The following is a 19146-nucleotide window of genomic DNA, read 5'->3' as shown; positions in this document are numbered from 1 at the left end:
TGGACTTTACAATTACACAAAAAAACATGAAAGTGACGACATTAATTAAGTTATTAATTTAAAAAAATAAGTTAAACACCATCTCTAAAAAATATGGATTTTTGAATTTACAGAATATGGATTAACCAGGTGAGATTTTGAATGTTGACCCACCTGTCGCGTTCTACCTTTTCAGCGCTGTTCTCCGCTATTGCAGTTCCTGCTGCCGCCACCGCCTGACATGGTCGACAAGGGCACGGAGTTTGGGCGCCATATTGCGGCGATGAGGAAAGTAGAGATAGAAACCCGGGAAATAAGGCAGATAATCATCCAGCAGTGAGACAAGTTGCCCGTTCTCAACAAAAGGTCTGAATGTATCCTCCGTGGCAAACGTAATCCCGCCACCGGCCAGCGCGAGCCGCAACATCAGGCGCAGATCGTTCGTCGTAATCTGCGGTTCAATCGCCAGATTGAAAGGTTCCCCCGCCTCCTCAAATTCCCAGCGATAAGGGGCGACATCTTTGGCAGGACGCCAGCCGATACAACGATGGTGAATCAACTCACGCGGGTGCACAGGGGCGTTATGCGCTGCAAGATACGCAGGCGAGGCAACCGCCATTTCACGTTGCTTTCCGGTAAGCGGGACGGCAATCATATCCTTTTCGATCACCTCTCCAAGCCTTACGCCAGCGTCATAACCCGCAGCCACAATATCAAACTCTTCATCGGTCACGACAATATCAACCGTTACGGCAGGGTTGTCAGCCGCAAACGAGGCAATCAGCGGGCCAGAAAGAAACGCTTCGGCTATCGAGGTCACGGCAATCCGCAGACATCCTCGCGGCACATTGTCCGACGCTATCTCTTCGAATGCCGCGTCAATACTGGATAACGGTGATGACAGAGATTCTCGTAGCCGTTCCCCTGCTTCCGTCAGGGTTACTGAGCGTGTCGTACGCATGACCAGCATTGTGCCGAACGCATCCTCAAGCCGCCTTATTCCCTGGCTGATCGCCGATCGGGTGACGCCCAGGCGTGCAGCAGCGGCGCTGAAATTACGCTCTTCTGCCACGGCGAGAAATACGGGTAAGAGATTGAGATCAATTTTCATTGTTTAACATTGCTAACCAGTGAGTCCAGTCAAAGCAGGGTACTGGAAACAATCGTGAAGTTCTATGATCGTTTCGAACTCAACTAAAGGAGCATGCTATGCAGAAAGTGATATTAATTACCGGCGCATCAAGCGGGATTGGCGAAGGGATTGCCAGAGAGCTTGGAAACGCAGGCGCGAAGGTGTTATTAGGGGCTCGCAGGCTGGAGCGTATCGAAGCCATTGCCGCAGAAATACGCGGCGCGGGCGGTGTTGCTCAAGCACGAGAGCTGGATGTCACCAGTCGCCTGTCGATGGCAAGCTTTGTGCAGGACGCGCTGGATAAATGGGGCCGCGTCGATGTGCTGATCAACAATGCGGGTATCATGCCGCTTTCTCCGCTTGCCGCAGGTAAACAGGATGAATGGGAGCGTATGATAGACGTCAATATCAAGGGTGTGCTCTGGGGCATTGGCGCTGTGCTTCCCGTGATGGAAGCGCAGGGTTCCGGCCAGATTATCAATATTGGCTCGATCGGCGCCCTTGCTGTCGTACCAACCGCCGCCGTCTATTGTGCCTCGAAATTCGCGGTCCGCGCGATTTCGGATGGATTACGTCAGGAAAGCCCCACTATTCGCGTGACCTGTGTTAATCCAGGTGTTGTGGAAAGTGACCTTGCCTCAACCATTACGCATCCGCAAACCAGGGCTGCGATGGATGTCTACCGTTCTGTGGCACTAAAACCTGCGGATATTGCCCGTGCCGTGCGGCAGGTCATTGAAGCCCCTGAGAGCGTCGATACAACAGAGATCACCATCAGACCAACCGCATCCGCCAACTGACACGCCTGACTGATAGCGGATAGCTGTCTGTTATCATTTCCCACCCCTATGACTGATCAGGCATGAGCACGCGTGGATGAGCCCCAATTCACGTAAGGCTCATCCTGACAGTCCTGTTTTTTATAAACAGAGCGTTTTGCGAATCCATAGCGTATGAGCACTGTTCATATGGATTGAGCAAAACGCGGCGGGCTTTTGCTATGGAGCGCCTCAGCGTCAGTAGACGCCTGAACGTTACTTCCACAACTTATGCGCAATTTCCTGCAATTGCTGGGCGATATCCTGCAGGTTAATCCCCTGCTCCTGCACTGCCCCGGTTGAATGACGGACGATAAGCTTTGCCGGTAATACAGACGAACTGCGCGCTGAATCACCGTGACCGCTATCAAGCAGGCGACGCACCGCTTCCTTGCCCTGCAAATCGAGATCCAGCGAAACGGTGGTCAACGCCGGATGGAAGAACGAACTTTCATAGGTCCCGTCATACCCCACCACTGATTTCTCCCCCGGAATGGCGACCTGATGTTGATGGAAGGCGCTCAGCACGCCGAGCGCCATCTGGTCGTTCCCCACCAGCACGGCAGTGAAATTCGGTGTTTCACGTAACATCTGTAACGCGCCCGCGTAACCGCTTTGCGCATCCCAGGTGCCATGAAAAACAGTCACCGGTTTCAGTCCATAACTGTTAAGCGTATCGATCCAGCTTTTGAGCCGCAGCCTGGCCGACACGGAGGTTTCCGGCCCGGCCAGTAGCGCAATCTCCCGATGGCCCAGTTCATAAAGGTGTTTGACGCTGGCGCGGGTGCCGTCAGCCGGGTTAAACGAAACGTTAAACACGGAACTGTAGGGATCGACATCGAGGAACAGGCAAACGATGTCATCGTTATCAGCCGCGATGCGCTGGGCCTCTTCGGTTTCCAGCGGCACGTTGATGATCACTTTGTCTACCAGTTGTGATTTCAGTTCGTTGATGGCGGATTGAATGTCTTGATTGACGTTCTCATCGATCATTGAAATCAACACCTGGTAGCCATCGAGGTTGGCGTAGCGTTTCACCGCCGCCGCCACTTGCGAAGGGGCATGGAGTGCCAGCGAGGTGGTCACCAGACCGACGGTCTGGCTTTGCTTACCCACTAACTGCTGCGCCAGCCGGTTCGGTACATAACGCAATAACTCTATGGATTTCTCCACTTTTAAACGCGTGGTTTCGGATACATTGGCAGATTTGTTGAGTACCCTGGACACGGTCTGGTAGGAGACACCCGCATGACGGGCTACGTCTTCCAGCGTTGCACTTTTAGACTTCATGGTCCGGTTCCTTATGTTGTTATACGCCAAGTGTAACAGGGGCGACCTGAAAAAACGCTCACCACACATCCCCTTGCCTCATTTTAACAAAATAAGTATGACGCTCACAACCTCCAACATTGTGAACAGATTCGCTAACGGTAACAAAAAACGCTGATTTATTTGCAGTTAATCACATATTCACAATCGTTAGTTTGCCTGTTTTTACATTTAGGCATTTTATGACACTGCTTATGTGAACGTAATACAAAACAATAAGAGGAATGATATGAACACTATGCTACGCACTCTCTCTCTTGCGTTAGCCACTGCGCTGACTTCAACTTCTTTGCTGGCTGCGACATCTGTCCCTATCGACTTTCACGGTTACCTGCGCGGCGGTGTAGGCGTGTCCGGCGATGGCGGACAGGTTGAGTGGCAAAAGAACAAACTGGGTCGTCTGGGTAACGAAACCGATACCTACGGTGAGCTGGAACTGGGTTCAGAAGTCTATAAAAAAGATGATGTAAGTTTTTACCTCGACAGTATGGTCAGCATGGTTTCCGACGGTTCTAACGACAACGAAACCACCATTGGTGACGACGCGCAATTCGGCTTGCGCCAGTTGAACCTGCAAATTAAAGGGCTTATCCCCAACGATCCTAATGCGGTCATCTGGGGCGGTAAGCGTTACTACCAGCGTCACGACCTGCACATCATCGATACCAAGTACTGGAATATCTCCGGTTCCGGCGCGGGGATTGAAAACTACAGCGTCGGGCCAGGCGCGGTCTCGGTAGCCTGGATCCGGGGTGACGCCAATGACGTTGATTACCGCGTCGATAATGACAATGACGTAAATATCAACTACATCGACGTTCGCTATGCGGGCTGGAAACCGTGGTCAGGCGCCTGGACCGAGTTCGGCATTGACTACGCGATGCCAAATCCGACGAAAAAGCAGAAAGAGTACGGCGGCTTATACGAAGCGGATGACGGTGTGATGGTGACCGGCGAAATCAGTCAGGATATGTTTGGCGGCTACAACAAACTGGTGCTGCAATATGCCAACAAAGGGCTGGCGCAGAACATGGTATCGCAGGGCGGCGGCTGGTACGACATGTGGCATTATGTGAACGATGCCAGTGGTTACCGCGTGATCAACACCGGCCTCATTCCGATTACCAGTAAGTTCTCGCTGAACCATGTGCTGACCTACGGCTCTGCTAACGATATTACAGAATACACCGACAAAACCCGTCTGGTTTCACTGGTGGGCCGCGCGCAGTATCAGATGACCAACTACGTGCGCCTGATCGGTGAAGTTGGCGGCTTCTACCAGAAAGATGACTACAAAAACGGTACCCATTACAAACAGAGCGGCGAAAAATATACCTTCGCGGTGGGTCTGGCAGATGGCCCGGAATTTATGTCACGCCCTGAGCTACGTGTCTTTGCTTCCTATTTAAATGATTCAGAAAATGGTAAATCATTTGAAGATGGCACCAAAAATAACACCTGGAACTTTGGCGTACAGGTTGAAGCCTGGTGGTAAATAAACATTCTCTTTCCCGTTATCGCTTAATTGGCTACATCTGTTAATACCGGTTGCTTATATAAATAAGCCCCTGGTTATGTCCAGTGCTGCCGTCGCGATATAACGCGAGATGATTTTGTTTATTAATGCATTACCCTCGTTATTTATCTCCGAGAACTGGCGGGTTATTACCTGACAGTATTTATATTGCCTTTGCTTTTCTTTTTTGTATTTCGGGATACCCTCACGGGTATCCCTTTTTATTTATGTGCGGGAAAAGAAATGTTCATCCAGTAATTTGCGCAGCGCATCTGACTGTTTGCCAAATATCGCATGCACCTGCTGACCGAGAATAATCACCCCCAGCGCCCCTTCATGTTGCAGCGCTTGCGGATCCACAACGGACAGATCTTTCATCGTCACCCGTAAACGGGTCAGACAGGCATCCACGGTCTCAATGTTCTCCGCACCGCCAAATGCCTTTGCCAGCCGCTGGATCAATTGCAGCTCAGCTTCGCTGATGGGCACTGCCGCGGTATTTTTCGGTTCAGAGAAGTAGTGCAGGAAAGATTTAAGACTCACCATCATCGACTCCTGATTTTCAACAGATAAAAAAAAGCCTGCCCGAATGGGCAGGCGTATAAGTCAGACATTACGCCTGACGGCGAACAACACGGCAATCCCACGGCGTCAGCACCAGCGAACCACTGACCGACGCGGCGGACAGGCAATCCTGATAGCCCTGCGGCAGGGTGATCGTCTGCTGCTGGGCGCTAAAGTTCTGAATAAAGACAAACGTGCTTTCCCCGTCGGTACGCGCCGTTGCCACCACCCCAGGCGGGAAATCCTGCTCAACGGCACGCGGCAAGGCCAGTTCATCAATAAGGCTGGCAAAGAAATCGCGCTGGAACGCCAGGTCGTTGCGTGAAGCAACGTGCCATGCTTTACCCTTGCCGAACTGATTGACCGTCACCGCCGGGCGGCCGGCATAGAAGTCATCCCGATAAGTAGCCAGCGGTTTGGCGCTCTCGGCATGTATCAGTTCACACAGATGGCGCACCTGATACGGCCCCTGTAATCCCGCATCGTTCCCTGCCAGCCCCTGCACCAGATTGCGCTCATTGTCGTCCAGGCAGTCGATCTCCTCGGCCCAGACGCCAATCAATTTGCGCAGCGGGCCTGGGAAACCACCGAGATAACAGAGGTCGCTCTCGTTCACCACGCCGGTCCAGTAAGAGGTAACCAGATGCCCGCCCGCCGCGACAAATGCTTCGGCGCGCTGCGCAAACCCCTCACGAACCATGTAAAGCATGGGCGCGATCACCAGTTGATAACGGCTGAGATCCGCATCGGCGTTAATGACATCTACCGCAATGCCTTTTTCCCAGAACGGGCGGTAGTGTTCATTTACTGTTTTTTCATACTCCATGCCTTTATTGCGCGGCCCCTCAGCATCGTCCAGCGCCCAGCGGTTTTGCTGGTCAAAGATGACCGCCACACGCGCATCGGTGCGACATCCCATCACCGGGGTGAGTTTTTCAAGCATGTCGCCCAGCGCGCACACTTCACGCCCGACACGGGTATCAAGATGACCAACATGATCGATAATCGCACCGTGGAACTTCTCTACCGAACCGCGGCTTTTACGCCACTGGAAGTACTGCACCGAATCCGCGCCGTGGGCCACCGCCTGCAACGAGGACAAGATATGCATCCCCGGCTTTTTCACTTTGCTGGTTGGCTGCCAGTTGGTGACGCTCGGCGTTGACTCCATCAACACAAACGGCTTGCCTCCTTTTAGCGAGCGCATCATGTCGTGGTACATCGCGGTGTAGCAGGCGAGCTGCGTCTCATCTTTGTCCCGGTGCCACATGGGGTAGCTGTCCCAGGAGATAAAATCGATCGCTGGCGCAAGCTGCCAGTAGTCGTAATCGTAGAAATACTCCATAAAGTTGGTGGTCACCGGAAGCTGCGCATTCGCCGCTTTCAACGGGGCAATTTCATGGCGGCAGAAATCAGTGACCTGCGCGGTGTTAAAACGTCGCCAGTCCAGATTCAGCCCATGGATCGACACTTCGCCCTGCGGCGACGGCGACTGAATTTGCGACCAGTCCGAATAGGTGTGGCTCCAGAAATCGCTCCACCAGGCGTGGTTAAGGTTCTCCAGCGTCTGGTAACGGGCTTTCAGCCAGTCACGGAACTTTTGCTGGCACAAATCACAGTGACATTCACCACCGTACTCGTTGGAAATATGCCAGCCGAGTACCGCCGGATGCTGCGCATAGCGCTCTGCTAGCAGCGTATTGATTTTGAGCGTTTTCTCCCGGTAGACCGGCGAGGTCATGCAGTGATTATGCCGCCCGCCGTGCAGTGCCGGGACGCGATCGCGCCCGACACGCAGCACTTCCGGGTATTTCTGCGACATCCAGGCAGGCCGGGCACCGCTCGGTGTGGCGAGGAAAATATGAATTCCCGCCGCATATAACTTCTCAATAACCGAATCCAGCCAGCCGAAATTAAATTCCCCTTCCCGAGGTTCCAGTTTTGACCAGCTAAATATCCCGACCGACATGACATTGCATTTTGCTTGTTTCATCATGGCAATATCGTCATCGATAATACCGGGGTAATTCTCCCATTGCTCCGGGTTATAGTCCGCGCCATGCAATAGCGAGACAACCTTCGGGCTTAAAGGCGCAAATTTATTCATATTAAAGATCCTGAAATTTACAACACCAGCGTTAATTAAATACTTTTATCGAAGGCAGCACTTTTCCCTGACAATCAAACAATGCCTGGTTTTCCCGCGCATTCCCCTCTTTCCATTTGTCGTTGATATAGTTCATTCCCGCCTGCGTCGCCCAGGTATTTCCGGGGACCGCAATCCAGGTCGGCTCCCAATAAAAAATACCCTTGCCGCGATGGCCCTGAACATTGATAACCGACTGCATTAAATCGTGGATATAGTCATACTGCCCCTGCACGGTGCCGGGGTAGCCGCCCGCTTTCTCTTCTTTTTCCTGGAAGCTATTTTCGGCGTTATCGCAGTTGGCCAGCGTATAGGCGTAAGCCGCTTCCACCACAATCACATCTTTGTTGTAGCGTTTGCTGATGTCATCCATATTGGCCTGCAACGCGCTGATCGGTCCGTTCCAGTAGGTGTACATCGACAGGCCAATCACATCGAACGGCACATTGCGTTTCGTGATTTCATCAAACCACCAGCGGAAGGTATCGTTTTTGGTGCCTTCGGCCAGGTGCAGCATAATCTTCACCTGTTCGCCGTTTTTCAAATTCTCCTTGAGCCCGTCAATGGCGGAATTGAGCAGCCCCGCCAGCCGGTCAAACTCACCGCCGCCCTGCCCCCAGCTTTTGCCTTCCGGCCAGAGGATACCGGAGTTAATTTCATTGCCGATTTGCACCATATCCGGCAGTACACCCTCCTGTTTAAAGCGGGCAATGGTGTCGCGGGTATAGTCATGGATCGCGGTTTTTAGCTGCGGATAATCCATTTTGTCCCAGGCTTTCGGTTTGAACTGTTTGCCCGGATCGGTCCAGAAATCACTGTAGTGGAAATCGAGCAGCAACTTCATGCCCTGCGCTTTCGCGCGTTTTGCCAGCGCGAGCGTGGTCGCCAAATCGTTATCGCCCCCGCCATATGCCTGGCCTTTAGCGTCCTTCGGATCGACCCATAAACGCAGGCGCACATAGTTCACGCCATTGGCTTTCAGGATAGCGAGCGCATCCTGCGGCTGATTCTTGTCGTTATAAAACTTCGCCCCGTGCTTTTCGGCATCCAGCAGCGTTGAGATATCCGCCCCTTTAATAAAGTCGGCTGGCATGCCGCTGAACGGGCGCGTCTTTAACGCGTCGGCGGCAAACGAACTGGCGGACAAACTACAGAGACAAACAGCAAGCAGAGCGGGTGTAAATCTTTTCATGTGGTTATCCTTTAGTGCTGCCGGAGGTCAGGCCGGAGACGAAGTATTTTTGTAAGGCAAGGTAGAGAATGGCCACCGGCACGGCGATCAATACCGCGCCCGCCGCGTAGGTGGTGTAACTGGCACCCATTTTTTGTGCCACCAGGTTGTACAGACCAATCGGCAGCGTGTATTTGTCCGGGGTGCGTAAAATGGTGCTGGAGAGAATGAAATCCCCCAGCGGACCGGTGAAGGAGAACAGCGCCACGACCGCCACAATCGGCTTTGACAGCGGCATGATTATCTCGATAAAGATGCGGAAGTTGCTGGCACCGTCCATGCGGGCCGATTCGTCCAGATCGCGCGGAATGGCATCGAGATACCCCTTCATCAGATAAGTATTCATCGGGATCATCCCGGCAACGTAGATCAGCACCAGCGCCATATGACTGTTAATCAGCCCCAGCAGTTGCGACAGCACGAAGATGGCGATGAGCGCAGAGAACTGCGGGATCATCTGCAACAGCAAAAACAGCATCAGGCCATTCTGCCGCCCTTTAAAACGGAAGCGCGAGAAGGCGTACGCGGTAAAGCTGACGCTGATTAAGGTCAATATCATGGTCAGCAGGCTGATCTTCATTGAATTCCAGTACCAGGTCAGGTAGTTCACCTGGCCGTTAAACAGATCGGCATAGTGCTGGAACGAGAGGTTCTCCGGGATTATCGATGTGCTGAGCAGGCTGTTACCGGCGTTCAGCGAGGCACCGACCGTCCACACCAGCGGATAGATAATGACAAGCGATACCAGCACGATAACCAGCCAGGAGAGCGACAGGCGGATCCACTTTTCGCGGCGGATACTTTGTGATTTAGCCATTTTTCTTCCCTTATGCCATGTCGTCGTTTTTAAAGGATTTGGTGGCACGGAACTGCCACAACGCCAGGCCGACAACAAAAATCGACAGCAAAATGGTGATGGTCGCGGCAATCGCATACTGCGATGAGGACATCGTCAGCTTGTAGATCCACGACACCAGGATATCGGTGCCCCCGGCGTTCGCCCCTGCCACCGCCGGGCCGCCGTTGTTAAACAGGTAGATAATGTTGAAATTATTAAAGTTAAAGGTGTACTGGGTGATGATGATTGGCGCGATCGAATAGAGCACCAGCGGCAGCGTAATCGTGCGTAACCGGGTCCAGGTGCTGGCACCGTCCATCTTCGCCGCCTCGTACAGATCGTCAGGAATGGCCTGCAATACCCCGGTGGTCATGGCAAAGACAAACGGAAAACCGAGCCAGGTTTGCATCATGATCAGCGCTGTTTTCGTCCAGAAGGGATCGGTAAGCCACGCTTTCGGCGCAATACCAAAGAAAGCCAGAATAGCGTTGTTAATCACGCCAAAGGAGTCGTTAAACATCCCGGCAAAGACCAGAATGGTGACGAAGCCCGGCACCGCCCACGGCAGAATAAAAATGGTGCGTACCAAGGGCTTAAACCGCAGATCTTTCTGATTGACCAGAATCGCCAGCAGTACGCCAACGGTGCATTGCAGAGTGGTTGCCAGCAGCGTCCAGACCACCGTCCACTGCAGCACATCAAGAAACGTCGAGCGCCAGATCGAGAGGGTAAAGATATTGACGAAATTCTTTAATCCCACCCAGTCCACCAGTTTGGCGGGCGGCGTGTGGTAGAGGTTGTAATTGGTAAAGGCAATGGAGAAGCCGAACAGGATCGGGAAAATCACCACAAACACCAGCAGAATAAAGCCGGGGGTGATCATCAGATAGGGAAACCCATCGCTGAGCAGCATTTGATACTGCTTGCGCACGCTGTTAAGCGGCTTACCTTCATCGCGCTTTTTACCGTTAATCCATGCATCGCGCAGCGACAGATACCAGACCATCACGCCAAAGGCGATGATCAACAGACTGATGATCCCTTCCGCCAGTAAAAAGATGGAGTTATCACGCGGCACCTCTTCGCCAAGGGTGTATAACCCCCAGAGTCCTTCGCGTAGAAAATCATAGAAAATGCCGGTAAAACTGCTCAACAGTACAAGGAAGATAAGGCCTTTTAGCCACTGACGGTGATAGAACTGACCAAAGCCCGGCACGATGGCCAGCAGCAGCCCGCACCATGCATGACGGCCTGCACCTTGCGTTTTGGCAAAATTCTCGCTGGGACTGATAATCACGTACGACTCCTTTTCGACAACGGGAGGTTGCCCTCCCGTTCTGCTACAACAAGCGGTTACTGGTTACTGGCCTGCATGGCTTCAACTTGCATATGGATCTGTTTGGTGGCGGCATCGAGCGCGGCCTGCGGCTCCTGCTTGCCGGTCAGGCTCAGCTCCAGCGCCGCGTTTGCCGGCCCCCAGACTTCGCCCATCTCCGGAATGCCCGGCATGGCCGTTGCGCGCGCGGCCTGCACCGCGACCGCACTGGCTTTCTCGTCGTTTTTGATCATCGGATCGTCAATCATCGCTTTCTGCGCCGGGATCTCGCGGGTAGCGATATAGCGCGTTTTCACGTACTGCGGCTGGTTGATAAATTCGAGAAATTGCTGCGCCAGTTGCTTATCTTTGCTCCAGGTGGAGACCACATAGCCTTTCACGCCCAGGAAGGAGCTCATGGGTTTGCCATCCGGCAGATTTGGCAGAGGCACCACGCCGTAGTTAACGCCAGCGGCCTCATACGGCTGGAAAGCCCACGGGCCGTTAATCACCGCCGCGGCTTTTTTCTCGGTAAACAGTGAATCAATGGCGTTCAGCCCGTTATCACCGAGGATCCCCGACGGGAAGACCCCCTCGCTGTAGAATTTTTTCAGGAAGGTGACCGCTTCCACCGCGCCGGGTTTATTCAGACCGATATCTTTCGGGTTGAAGCCGCCCTTGTCGTTTTTCCCGAACAGGTAGCCGCCCATCGGACCGATAGCGCCCCAGCTGTAATAGATTTGGTCAAACTTGGCCAACAGACCGTATTTGTTCTGCTCACGCTGTTTCTTCGAGTAGTCGAGCCACTCCGGCAGGCTTTGCAGCGGTTTGTCGATGAGGTCTTTGTTGTAAATCAGCACCAGCGTTTCGACCGCTTTCGGCACGCCGTACAGCGTGTTGTCCAGACGGAAGGCGTTGATGGAAGCCGGGGTAAAGGCGTCAACCTTTTCTTTGTCCAGATTCAGGGGGGCCAGCAGCCCTTGCACAACCGCGCCACCCAATTGATCATTGGGGATGACCAGCACATCCGGCCCGATGCCTGCCGGGCCATCCAGGCGTAATTTTTCCAGTTGCTGCGCGTAGGGCATCTCCTGAACATTCACTTTAACGTCGTACTTTTGCTCAAAGTCTTTGACGGCGTCCTGGATACCAACGGACTTTTTAATGTCTTCCCAGACGTTAAGCTGCTTTGTTGCCGCATGCGCCGACAGGCTAATAAGCTGGCCGGCAGCCAGTGCAGAGAGGATCAGTGCGGTAAGTGTTCTCTTTTTCATTATCACCCTCATGTCAAGGTATAACATTTTAGTGGTTTTCATGGTGCGACATCCGATGAGACAACGTTAAAATCACCTGATATCACTGGGGTTAAAACGTATTCATGCGCTCAATTCGATTTGTTATACGTTACGCTTGAGTGGCTAACAAAACGAGAATTAACTGTCAGTTGTGTGACAGACACAACAGAAATGGAAATTCGATATAGGGCGCTAAAACACTGGAAGTTATAGTCTGAGCATGAATTTTCGCGGTTGAGCAAGCCTGTCGCCTGATTGTTATACGTAAAACAAAAGCATCCGACAACGCGCTTATCGCTGCACATAACGGCTACTAATTTCGGGGAACGTTGATGTCCAATATACGACTGAGGAATGTCACCAAGCGCTTTGGCGACACGGTGACGCTGAACAATGTGAATCTGTCGATTGAAGACGGTGAGTTTGCCGTGTTTGTCGGCCCTTCCGGCTGCGGGAAATCGACCATGCTGCGCATGATTGCTGGCCTGGAAGAGGTCAGCGAAGGGGAAGTCCTGATTGGCGACGAGGTGATGAACGATGTCGCCCCCGCCCATCGCGGCGTGTCGATGGTGTTCCAGTCTTACGCGCTCTATCCACATATGACCGTGGCGGAAAACATGGGTTACGGCCTGAAGGTCAATAAAGTCCCGAAGGAGGAAATTCGCCGTCAGGTGGAGATGGTCGCCACAACCTTACAGCTCAGCCATCTGCTGGACAGAAAACCGAAACAGCTCTCCGGCGGTCAACGCCAGCGTGTGGCTATTGGTCGCGCGATTGTGCGCAACCCGCGCGTGTTTATGTTTGATGAACCGCTTTCTAACCTCGATGCCGAACTGCGCGTCGAGATGCGTCTGCATATCGCACGCCTGCACCAGGAGCTGAAAACCACCATGGTGTATGTCACCCACGATCAGGTAGAAGCGATGACGCTGGCCGATAAAATCGTGGTGATGAATTACGGCAATATTGAGCAGATGGGCTCGCCAATGGCGCTCTATTACAACCCGAAAAACCGCTTTGTCGCCGGGTTTATCGGCTCGCCGAAAATGAATTTCCTGCCTTCGACAGTACAAGCGTGGCAACCGGGTGAGTTGACGGTAACGCTCGCTCAGGGGCACACATTAACGCTGGCAATCACTACGTCGCCTCTTGAACCTGGCGCGGAAGTCACGCTGGGGATCCGCCCGGAACATCTCTCTACGGATGTCACGCGCGGCACGCAACTGGAGTTCCAGTGCGAAGTGGTGGAGCGACTTGGCAACAATACCTATCTCTTCGGCCAGTGCTATGGTCACGACAACATTAAAATCCTTCTTCCCGGCGATGTGCACTTCCGCCCATGGCAAAAAATCACACTCGCGTTTGACAGCCAGCACTGCATGATTTTTGACAATGACGGACTGCGTGTCAGCAAAGATATTGCCCTGCCAAACCATGAATAAACACACGGCAACATCCGCACAGCCGGTTACCCCTCATCTGAGGGGGCTTTTAAACAAGGTAAATCATGATGCAATTTAATCCGGTCGATCATCCGCATCGCCGTTACAACCCGCTGACCGATCAATGGGTTCTGGTGTCGCCGCACCGCGCCAAACGCCCCTGGCAGGGGGCTCAGGAAACCCCGGCGAAACAGACCCTGCCGGCCCACGATCCCGACTGCTTTTTATGTCCGGGGAACACGCGCGTCACCGGCGATAAAAACCCCGATTACCCCGGCACCTATGTCTTCACCAATGACTTTGCGGCACTGATGACCGACACGCCGGATGCGCCGCAAAGCAGCGATCCGCTGATGCGCAGCCAGAGCGCGCGCGGCACCAGCCGCGTTATCTGCTTCTCGCCGGATCACAGCAAAACCCTGCCGGAACTGAGCCTGAGCGCGCTGGAAGCGGTGGTGAAAACCTGGCAGGAACAGACCGCCGATCTGGGCCGCACTTACCCGTGGGTTCAGGTTTTTGAGAACAAAGGCGCGGCAATGGGCTGCTCGAACCCGCACCCGCATGGTCAGGTGTGGGCCAACAGCTTTCTGCCCAATGAAGCCGAACGCGAAGACCGTCTGCAGAACGCCTATTTCCGCCAGTACGGCTCCCCCATGCTGGTGGATTACGCTGAACGCGAGCGCCAGGACGGCAGCCGCACCGTCGTTGAAACCGAACACTGGCTGGCCGTGGTGCCCTACTGGGCGGCCTGGCCGTTTGAAACGCTGCTGTTACCCAAAGCGCATATCCTGCGGATCACCGACTTAACCGACGCGCAGCGTGGCGACCTGGCCCTGGCCCTTAAGCAACTGACCAGCCGCTACGACAACCTGTTTCAGTGCTCCTTCCCCTACTCGATGGGCTGGCACGGGGCGCCCTTCACCCAGCAGGATCAGAGCCACTGGCAGTTGCACGCGCATTTTTACCCGCCGTTATTACGCTCCGCCACGGTACGTAAGTTTATGGTCGGTTATGAAATGCTGGCTGAGACGCAGCGTGACCTGACGGCAGAGCAGGCGGCCGAACGTCTGCGCGCGGTCAGCGATATTCATTTCCGCGAATCCGGAGTTTAACCATGAGTCTGAAAGAGAAAACACAGTCCCTGTTTGCTGAAAAATTTGGCTACCCTGCCACCCATACCATCCAGGCGCCGGGGCGCGTAAACCTGATCGGTGAACATACCGATTATAACGACGGGTTTGTGCTGCCCTGTGCCATCGATTACCAGACCGTGATCAGTTGTTCACCGCGTCAGGATCGTACCGTGCGCGTTATTGCCGCCGATTACGACAACCAGCAGGATGAATTCTCACTCGATGCCCCCATTGTGACCCACCCTTCACAGCAGTGGTCAGACTATGTGCGTGGCGTGGTGAAACATCTGCAAAAGCGTGACAACAGCTTTGGCGGCGCGGATCTGGTGATCAGCGGTAACGTGCCGCAGGGCGCGGGCCTGAGCTCGTCCGCCTCGCTGGAAGTGGCGGTCGGCACCGTGTTCCAGCAGTTGTACCACCTGCCGCTGGACGGCACGCAAATCGCCCTGAACGGCCAGGAAGCGGAAAACCAGTTTGTCGGCTGTAACTGCGGCATTATGGACCAGCTTATCTCGGCGCTGGGTAAAAAAGGCAGCGCGCTGCTGATCGACTGCCGCTCGCTGGGCAGCAGGGCGGTCTCCATGCCGGAGGGCGTCTCCATCGTCATCATTAACAGTAACTTTAAACGCACCCTGGTGGGCAGCGAGTACAACACCCGTCGCGAGCAGTGCGAAACGGGCGCGCGTTTCTTCCAGCAAAAAGCGCTGCGTGACGTGAATATCGATCAGTTCAACGCCGTCGCGCACGAACTGGATCCGGTGGTTGCCCGCCGCGTCCGCCATGTGCTGACCGAGAATGCGCGTACCGTGGAAGCCGCCAGCGCGCTGGAAAAAGGCGACCTGCAGCGTATGGGCGTTCTGATGGCGGAATCCCATGCCTCCATGCGTGATGATTTCGAAATCACCGTACCGCACATCGACACCCTGGTGGAGATCGTGAAAAACACCATCGGCGATAAAGGCGGCGTGCGCATGACCGGCGGCGGATTTGGCGGCTGCGTGGTCGCGCTGGTGCCGGAAGCGCTGGTGCCTGCGGTGAAAGAGGCCGTTGCGGCACAGTACGAAGCTAAAACCGGCATTAAAGAAACCGTCTATGTCTGTAAGCCTTTGGCGGGCGCGGGACTGGCTTAAAAACGCGCAGCGAAAGGATTGGTATCTTTTGATACGTACAAGCGTATTCAGGGAGATATGCAATCATCATCTATGCAGCCTTTCGGGAAATGTTCCCGGAAGGCATTCCTCAGACGGCGTCGGCCCCCGCGTCACACTCAGATCAGGCGTTAATCCAGACTATTTTGAATTACTCAGCCATTCATCCACGGTGAGTGAAAACAGAAGGCTTGGCGGCGCATCGTTAACATCATTAATGTCTTTGATATAGCGTAGCCCTGCTTTCTCGAGCACCTTGCGCGACGCCAGATGGTTTTGTCTTACGACAGCGGAAATCTCGGTAAACGCGATATTTTCAAATCCATATCTCAGCGCATAGGTTGCAAATTCTGTGGCCAAACCCTTTCCCCATGCGTCAGTTGAAAATCGATAGCCAAGGTTATTAATCATAATATCGTTGTAACTTCGAATGCTCAGCCCGCCAAAACCAATGATTGTTTCAGGACGATCGCGCAGTGATATTGCCCAGTTTCCGACCCCGTGAGTGTGCCAATGGTCGAGCCAGCGAACGAGCACCGCTTTTGCATAATCAATGTCCGGGTATGGCCCGGCGGGGTTAAATGTGTTCGTCGCCGGATCACCATAAATCCTGAACAGATCGGCGACATCTGATGCCAGGACTGGACGAAGGGATAAGCGGGATGTTTCAACATGCACATTAGACTCCTGAGATGTCATTGCGAGTACTCTGACTTAGGGATCTCTGATTTAAGCACACTTTTGCTTTGACGTTATCGCATTGATGCGGATTGGATATGTTAGCAATTCGCGCATAGCAGACCAGACCGCGCTCCGGCCTGTCTGCTGCGTGCCAGGCGTACCCGGCGTATCTGTGGCGCTGCAATCTTATGAGCGCTCACTCTGTTGTTCGGGGCGGTTATTGACGGAATGTCGGGACGAACAGCAGACGATACCGGAGACAATCAGAACCAGGGTGACGATGTGATAGGTGTGTAGTTCATTGCCCAGAAATACGACGCCCATAATACCGCCGGAGACAGGGATAAGATGGGTGTAAATCTCACTTCGGGTAGTACCAATCAGCGATACGCCTTTATTCCAGAACACATATGACAGCCATGAAGGGAAGATAATCAGATAAAGGATACCGATGATAACAGAGGGTGACACACTATAAATAACGCCCCGATACGCCTCTGCAAACGCGGCATGGATAATAAACATCGGTACGAGTATTAAAGTCCCCAACAGGGAACTGAAAGCGACAAAGGATGTATTTGTTACCGTGGTGTCTTTAAAACGCAGAAATGCGCAGTAAAACGCCCAGCTCAACGCGGAAATAATGGTCAGCACATCTCCCAGACCAAAAGCCTGCATCCTCCCGTTACCGCTGGCACTGGAAAATGCGAGGTACAGCACCCCCACCGTACTGGCCACGACACCCGCAATATTGCGCGCTGAAATGTATTCGCGGAAAAGAAAATGGTTAATAAGCAGAACGAGGCAGGGTGTGCTGGAAATATAGATAGCTGCGTTAAGGGAAGTGGTGTACTGAAGGCCTATGTATAAACTGAGCGGGAAACAGACCTGCCCCAGGAAAGAGAGGAGAATGTTTATGCGAATATGCTTTCGCATCGAGGCGAAATCGACGCAGAATCGCTTCCAGTAAAAAGAAAGCATCAGCAGGGTTGTCCCTCCCCAGCGGATCAGACTCAGCCCGTAGGGGTCAACGTACTGAACCAGTATATGCCCCACGACATAGTTCCCACCCCAGAAAATAGCGGCCAGCGCCAGCAGTAAGTAAGCCACACATCCACTCCTGTTCAGCATAATTAAAAACCCGGAGCTCCCTCCGGGCCGGTATCATCATCAGAGTTGCATCAATTTCTGCATCAGTTGATCGTAATAGCGCTCCGCGGTCCGCAGCCTCAGTAAACTGCCGAGATAGAACTCCCGGCGGGTCTCAGGGTACTTCCCGGCAATCACATCAATGACGTTATAAAGCCAGTCATCCCCGTGTTTGATATCAATGGTGATATGTTCCGTATAATATTTCACATCACGATCGATAAGGCCCAGACGCAGACATCCATTTACCAGTTTTTCATACTGGGGCGGATCCAGCACCTCCGTCATAGCCATTACCCCAAGCAGTTTGTAATAGTGGCTGCGGTTAACAGAACCGATCATGAAGGCATTGTGTCCGGCCAGTGCTTCTGCCCCGTACATGTCGATATAATGGTTTTCTGGCAGTTTTATGTCCTGCCGCGCCAGCACATCTTTATAGAGATTGACGTGCGTAAACACATTGTCACCATGCCCTATTTCATCCCAAAGGTTTTCACTGATAGTACCGCGGGTTTCCGGCTGGGAGCCAATCAGCGTATAGGCAACCAGATCAAAGAAAATCAGATTAAGTGCGCTGTCGCTTTTGAAGAAATAATAGAGTTGCGCCGTTGAAGCATCCTTTTCCAGGAACTCAAACAGAGGGTGATGCGAAGCATTATGTGCATGCCACACCGTTTTTAAAAAATCACCGTAACTCGGGGCTGAATTCACCTCTTCGGGTAGAGAAAGTTGCCCGAACTCATGTTCCAGCCATTCATTCTCGATGATTTTTTTAATTTCCAGCAACGCCGGGTCGTACTGCCGGGATGCAGGGGCAGAGAGCGGATGAGCCAGAACACTCTGGTAAATAATAAAAAGGGCATGCTGGGCAATTTTCTGATCCGCAACTGCGCCCTGATGATAGGCCCGGTGCGTTATGTCACGCAGTTTTTCGCTATCTGGTGTTTTATTCGTTTCACCATTGATATAGCTGAGCAGGCTCTGCGTGAAACCATACATATCTTCTTTAAAAGCCGGTTCGATCCTACGGATATTAAACATGCTGATTTCCTTTGTTATTAGGCGCACTAATTTTGTGGTTATCAGCGAAATGAATTTTGTGACACAGATCACATTAAAAAAGCATATATTTTAACAATAAAAGCCTTTTAGGTTGCCGCTTACCTGGTATTGTTTTTCATGAAACATTCAGCGAATAATAATATTCTTGTCAACAGATGGCAGAGCCATTGTTTTATGATGCTTATAATTTATCGCTAAAGGCAGAATAAAATAACCGCGTAAAGTTCGAAGGGAACTTCCCAATTTGATGTACCAAATTTTGATTATAATTAATGGAAAAATAACAATATCAGTACTACGTTATTCAATTCTGATCGTAACAGAACGACTATACTAAATAGACAGATGATTTCCAGCACATCACTCTA

Annotated in this window: 16 protein-coding genes; 5 read left to right on the top strand and 11 right to left on the bottom strand. The window is 52.7% G+C overall.

Going from position 1 to position 19146, the window contains the following annotated elements:
- Positions 1-187 precede the first annotated feature (187 nt).
- Positions 188-1090, bottom strand: coding sequence for a LysR family transcriptional regulator (locus C5523_RS12025; RefSeq protein WP_108701178.1), 903 nt, complete (start codon positions 1088-1090; stop codon positions 188-190).
- Between the two features lie 98 nt (positions 1091-1188).
- On the opposite strand from C5523_RS12025, the gene C5523_RS12020 reads away from it, so the two are divergent.
- Positions 1189-1911: an SDR family oxidoreductase gene (locus C5523_RS12020; RefSeq protein ID WP_039078795.1), complete on the top strand. Its 723-nt coding sequence runs from the start codon at positions 1189-1191 to the stop codon at positions 1909-1911.
- Between the two features lie 234 nt (positions 1912-2145).
- On the opposite strand, the gene C5523_RS12015 is transcribed toward C5523_RS12020, so the two are convergent.
- Positions 2146-3219 carry a LacI family DNA-binding transcriptional regulator gene (locus C5523_RS12015; RefSeq protein ID WP_039078794.1) on the bottom strand — a complete coding sequence of 358 codons (1074 nt, stop codon included), beginning with the start codon at positions 3217-3219 and terminating at the stop codon, positions 2146-2148.
- A gap of 268 nt (positions 3220-3487) precedes the next feature.
- Between C5523_RS12015 and C5523_RS12010 the strand changes: the two genes are divergently transcribed.
- Positions 3488-4753 carry a maltoporin gene (locus C5523_RS12010; protein ID WP_108701177.1) on the top strand — a complete coding sequence of 422 codons (1266 nt, stop codon included), beginning with the start codon at positions 3488-3490 and terminating at the stop codon, positions 4751-4753.
- 246 nt (positions 4754-4999) lie between these two features.
- Here the strand turns inward: C5523_RS12010 and C5523_RS12005 are convergent, their stop codons facing one another.
- The 6 genes from C5523_RS12005 to C5523_RS11980 form a co-directional block, all read right to left on the bottom strand.
- Complete coding sequence (locus C5523_RS12005; protein ID WP_108701176.1) at positions 5000-5320, bottom strand: glucose PTS transporter subunit EIIB; 321 nt, start codon at positions 5318-5320, stop codon at positions 5000-5002.
- Positions 5321-5387: 67 nt separating this feature from the next.
- The gene (locus C5523_RS12000; protein WP_107224139.1) at positions 5388-7445 is read right to left on the bottom strand and encodes a beta-galactosidase; all 2058 of its coding nucleotides are present in this window, start codon (positions 7443-7445) and stop codon (positions 5388-5390) included.
- Between the two features lie 31 nt (positions 7446-7476).
- On the bottom strand, positions 7477-8676 hold the full coding sequence (locus C5523_RS11995) for an arabinogalactan endo-beta-1,4-galactanase (RefSeq protein WP_108701175.1): 1200 nt from the start codon (positions 8674-8676) through the stop codon (positions 7477-7479).
- Positions 8677-8680: 4 nt separating this feature from the next.
- The gene (locus C5523_RS11990; RefSeq protein WP_039078789.1) at positions 8681-9532 is read right to left on the bottom strand and encodes a sugar ABC transporter permease; all 852 of its coding nucleotides are present in this window, start codon (positions 9530-9532) and stop codon (positions 8681-8683) included.
- 10 nt (positions 9533-9542) lie between these two features.
- Positions 9543-10850 (bottom strand): carbohydrate ABC transporter permease, encoded by a 1308-nt coding sequence (locus tag C5523_RS11985; RefSeq protein ID WP_039078788.1) that lies wholly within the window; start codon positions 10848-10850, stop codon positions 9543-9545.
- A gap of 56 nt (positions 10851-10906) precedes the next feature.
- Positions 10907-12142 carry an extracellular solute-binding protein gene (locus tag C5523_RS11980; RefSeq protein WP_039078787.1) on the bottom strand — a complete coding sequence of 412 codons (1236 nt, stop codon included), beginning with the start codon at positions 12140-12142 and terminating at the stop codon, positions 10907-10909.
- Positions 12143-12495: 353 nt separating this feature from the next.
- Here C5523_RS11980 and C5523_RS11975 point away from each other — a divergent pair, with 353 nt between their 5' ends.
- The 3 genes from C5523_RS11975 (at position 12496) to galK (ending at position 15868) form a co-directional block, all read left to right on the top strand.
- Complete coding sequence (locus C5523_RS11975) at positions 12496-13605, top strand: ABC transporter ATP-binding protein (protein ID WP_079498140.1); 1110 nt, start codon at positions 12496-12498, stop codon at positions 13603-13605.
- A gap of 65 nt (positions 13606-13670) precedes the next feature.
- Positions 13671-14717, top strand: coding sequence for a galactose-1-phosphate uridylyltransferase (galT, locus tag C5523_RS11970; RefSeq protein ID WP_108701174.1), 1047 nt, complete (start codon positions 13671-13673; stop codon positions 14715-14717).
- A gap of 2 nt (positions 14718-14719) precedes the next feature.
- The gene (gene galK, locus C5523_RS11965) at positions 14720-15868 is read left to right on the top strand and encodes a galactokinase (RefSeq protein WP_108701173.1); all 1149 of its coding nucleotides are present in this window, start codon (positions 14720-14722) and stop codon (positions 15866-15868) included.
- A gap of 159 nt (positions 15869-16027) precedes the next feature.
- Here galK and C5523_RS11960 read toward each other — a convergent pair whose 3' ends face one another.
- The 3 genes from C5523_RS11960 to C5523_RS11950 form a co-directional block, all read right to left on the bottom strand.
- The gene (locus C5523_RS11960) at positions 16028-16564 is read right to left on the bottom strand and encodes a GNAT family N-acetyltransferase (RefSeq protein WP_108701172.1); all 537 of its coding nucleotides are present in this window, start codon (positions 16562-16564) and stop codon (positions 16028-16030) included.
- Positions 16565-16753: 189 nt separating this feature from the next.
- Positions 16754-17677, bottom strand: coding sequence for a DMT family transporter (locus C5523_RS11955; RefSeq protein WP_108701171.1), 924 nt, complete (start codon positions 17675-17677; stop codon positions 16754-16756).
- A gap of 60 nt (positions 17678-17737) precedes the next feature.
- Complete coding sequence (locus C5523_RS11950) at positions 17738-18757, bottom strand: iron-containing redox enzyme family protein (RefSeq protein WP_108701170.1); 1020 nt, start codon at positions 18755-18757, stop codon at positions 17738-17740.
- Positions 18758-19146 lie beyond the last annotated feature (389 nt).

The sequence above is a fragment of the Phytobacter sp. SCO41 genome, from assembly GCF_003073275.1.
Classification (GTDB): domain Bacteria; phylum Pseudomonadota; class Gammaproteobacteria; order Enterobacterales; family Enterobacteriaceae; genus Phytobacter; species Phytobacter diazotrophicus.
This window is presented reverse-complemented; position numbering and strand designations above follow the sequence as displayed.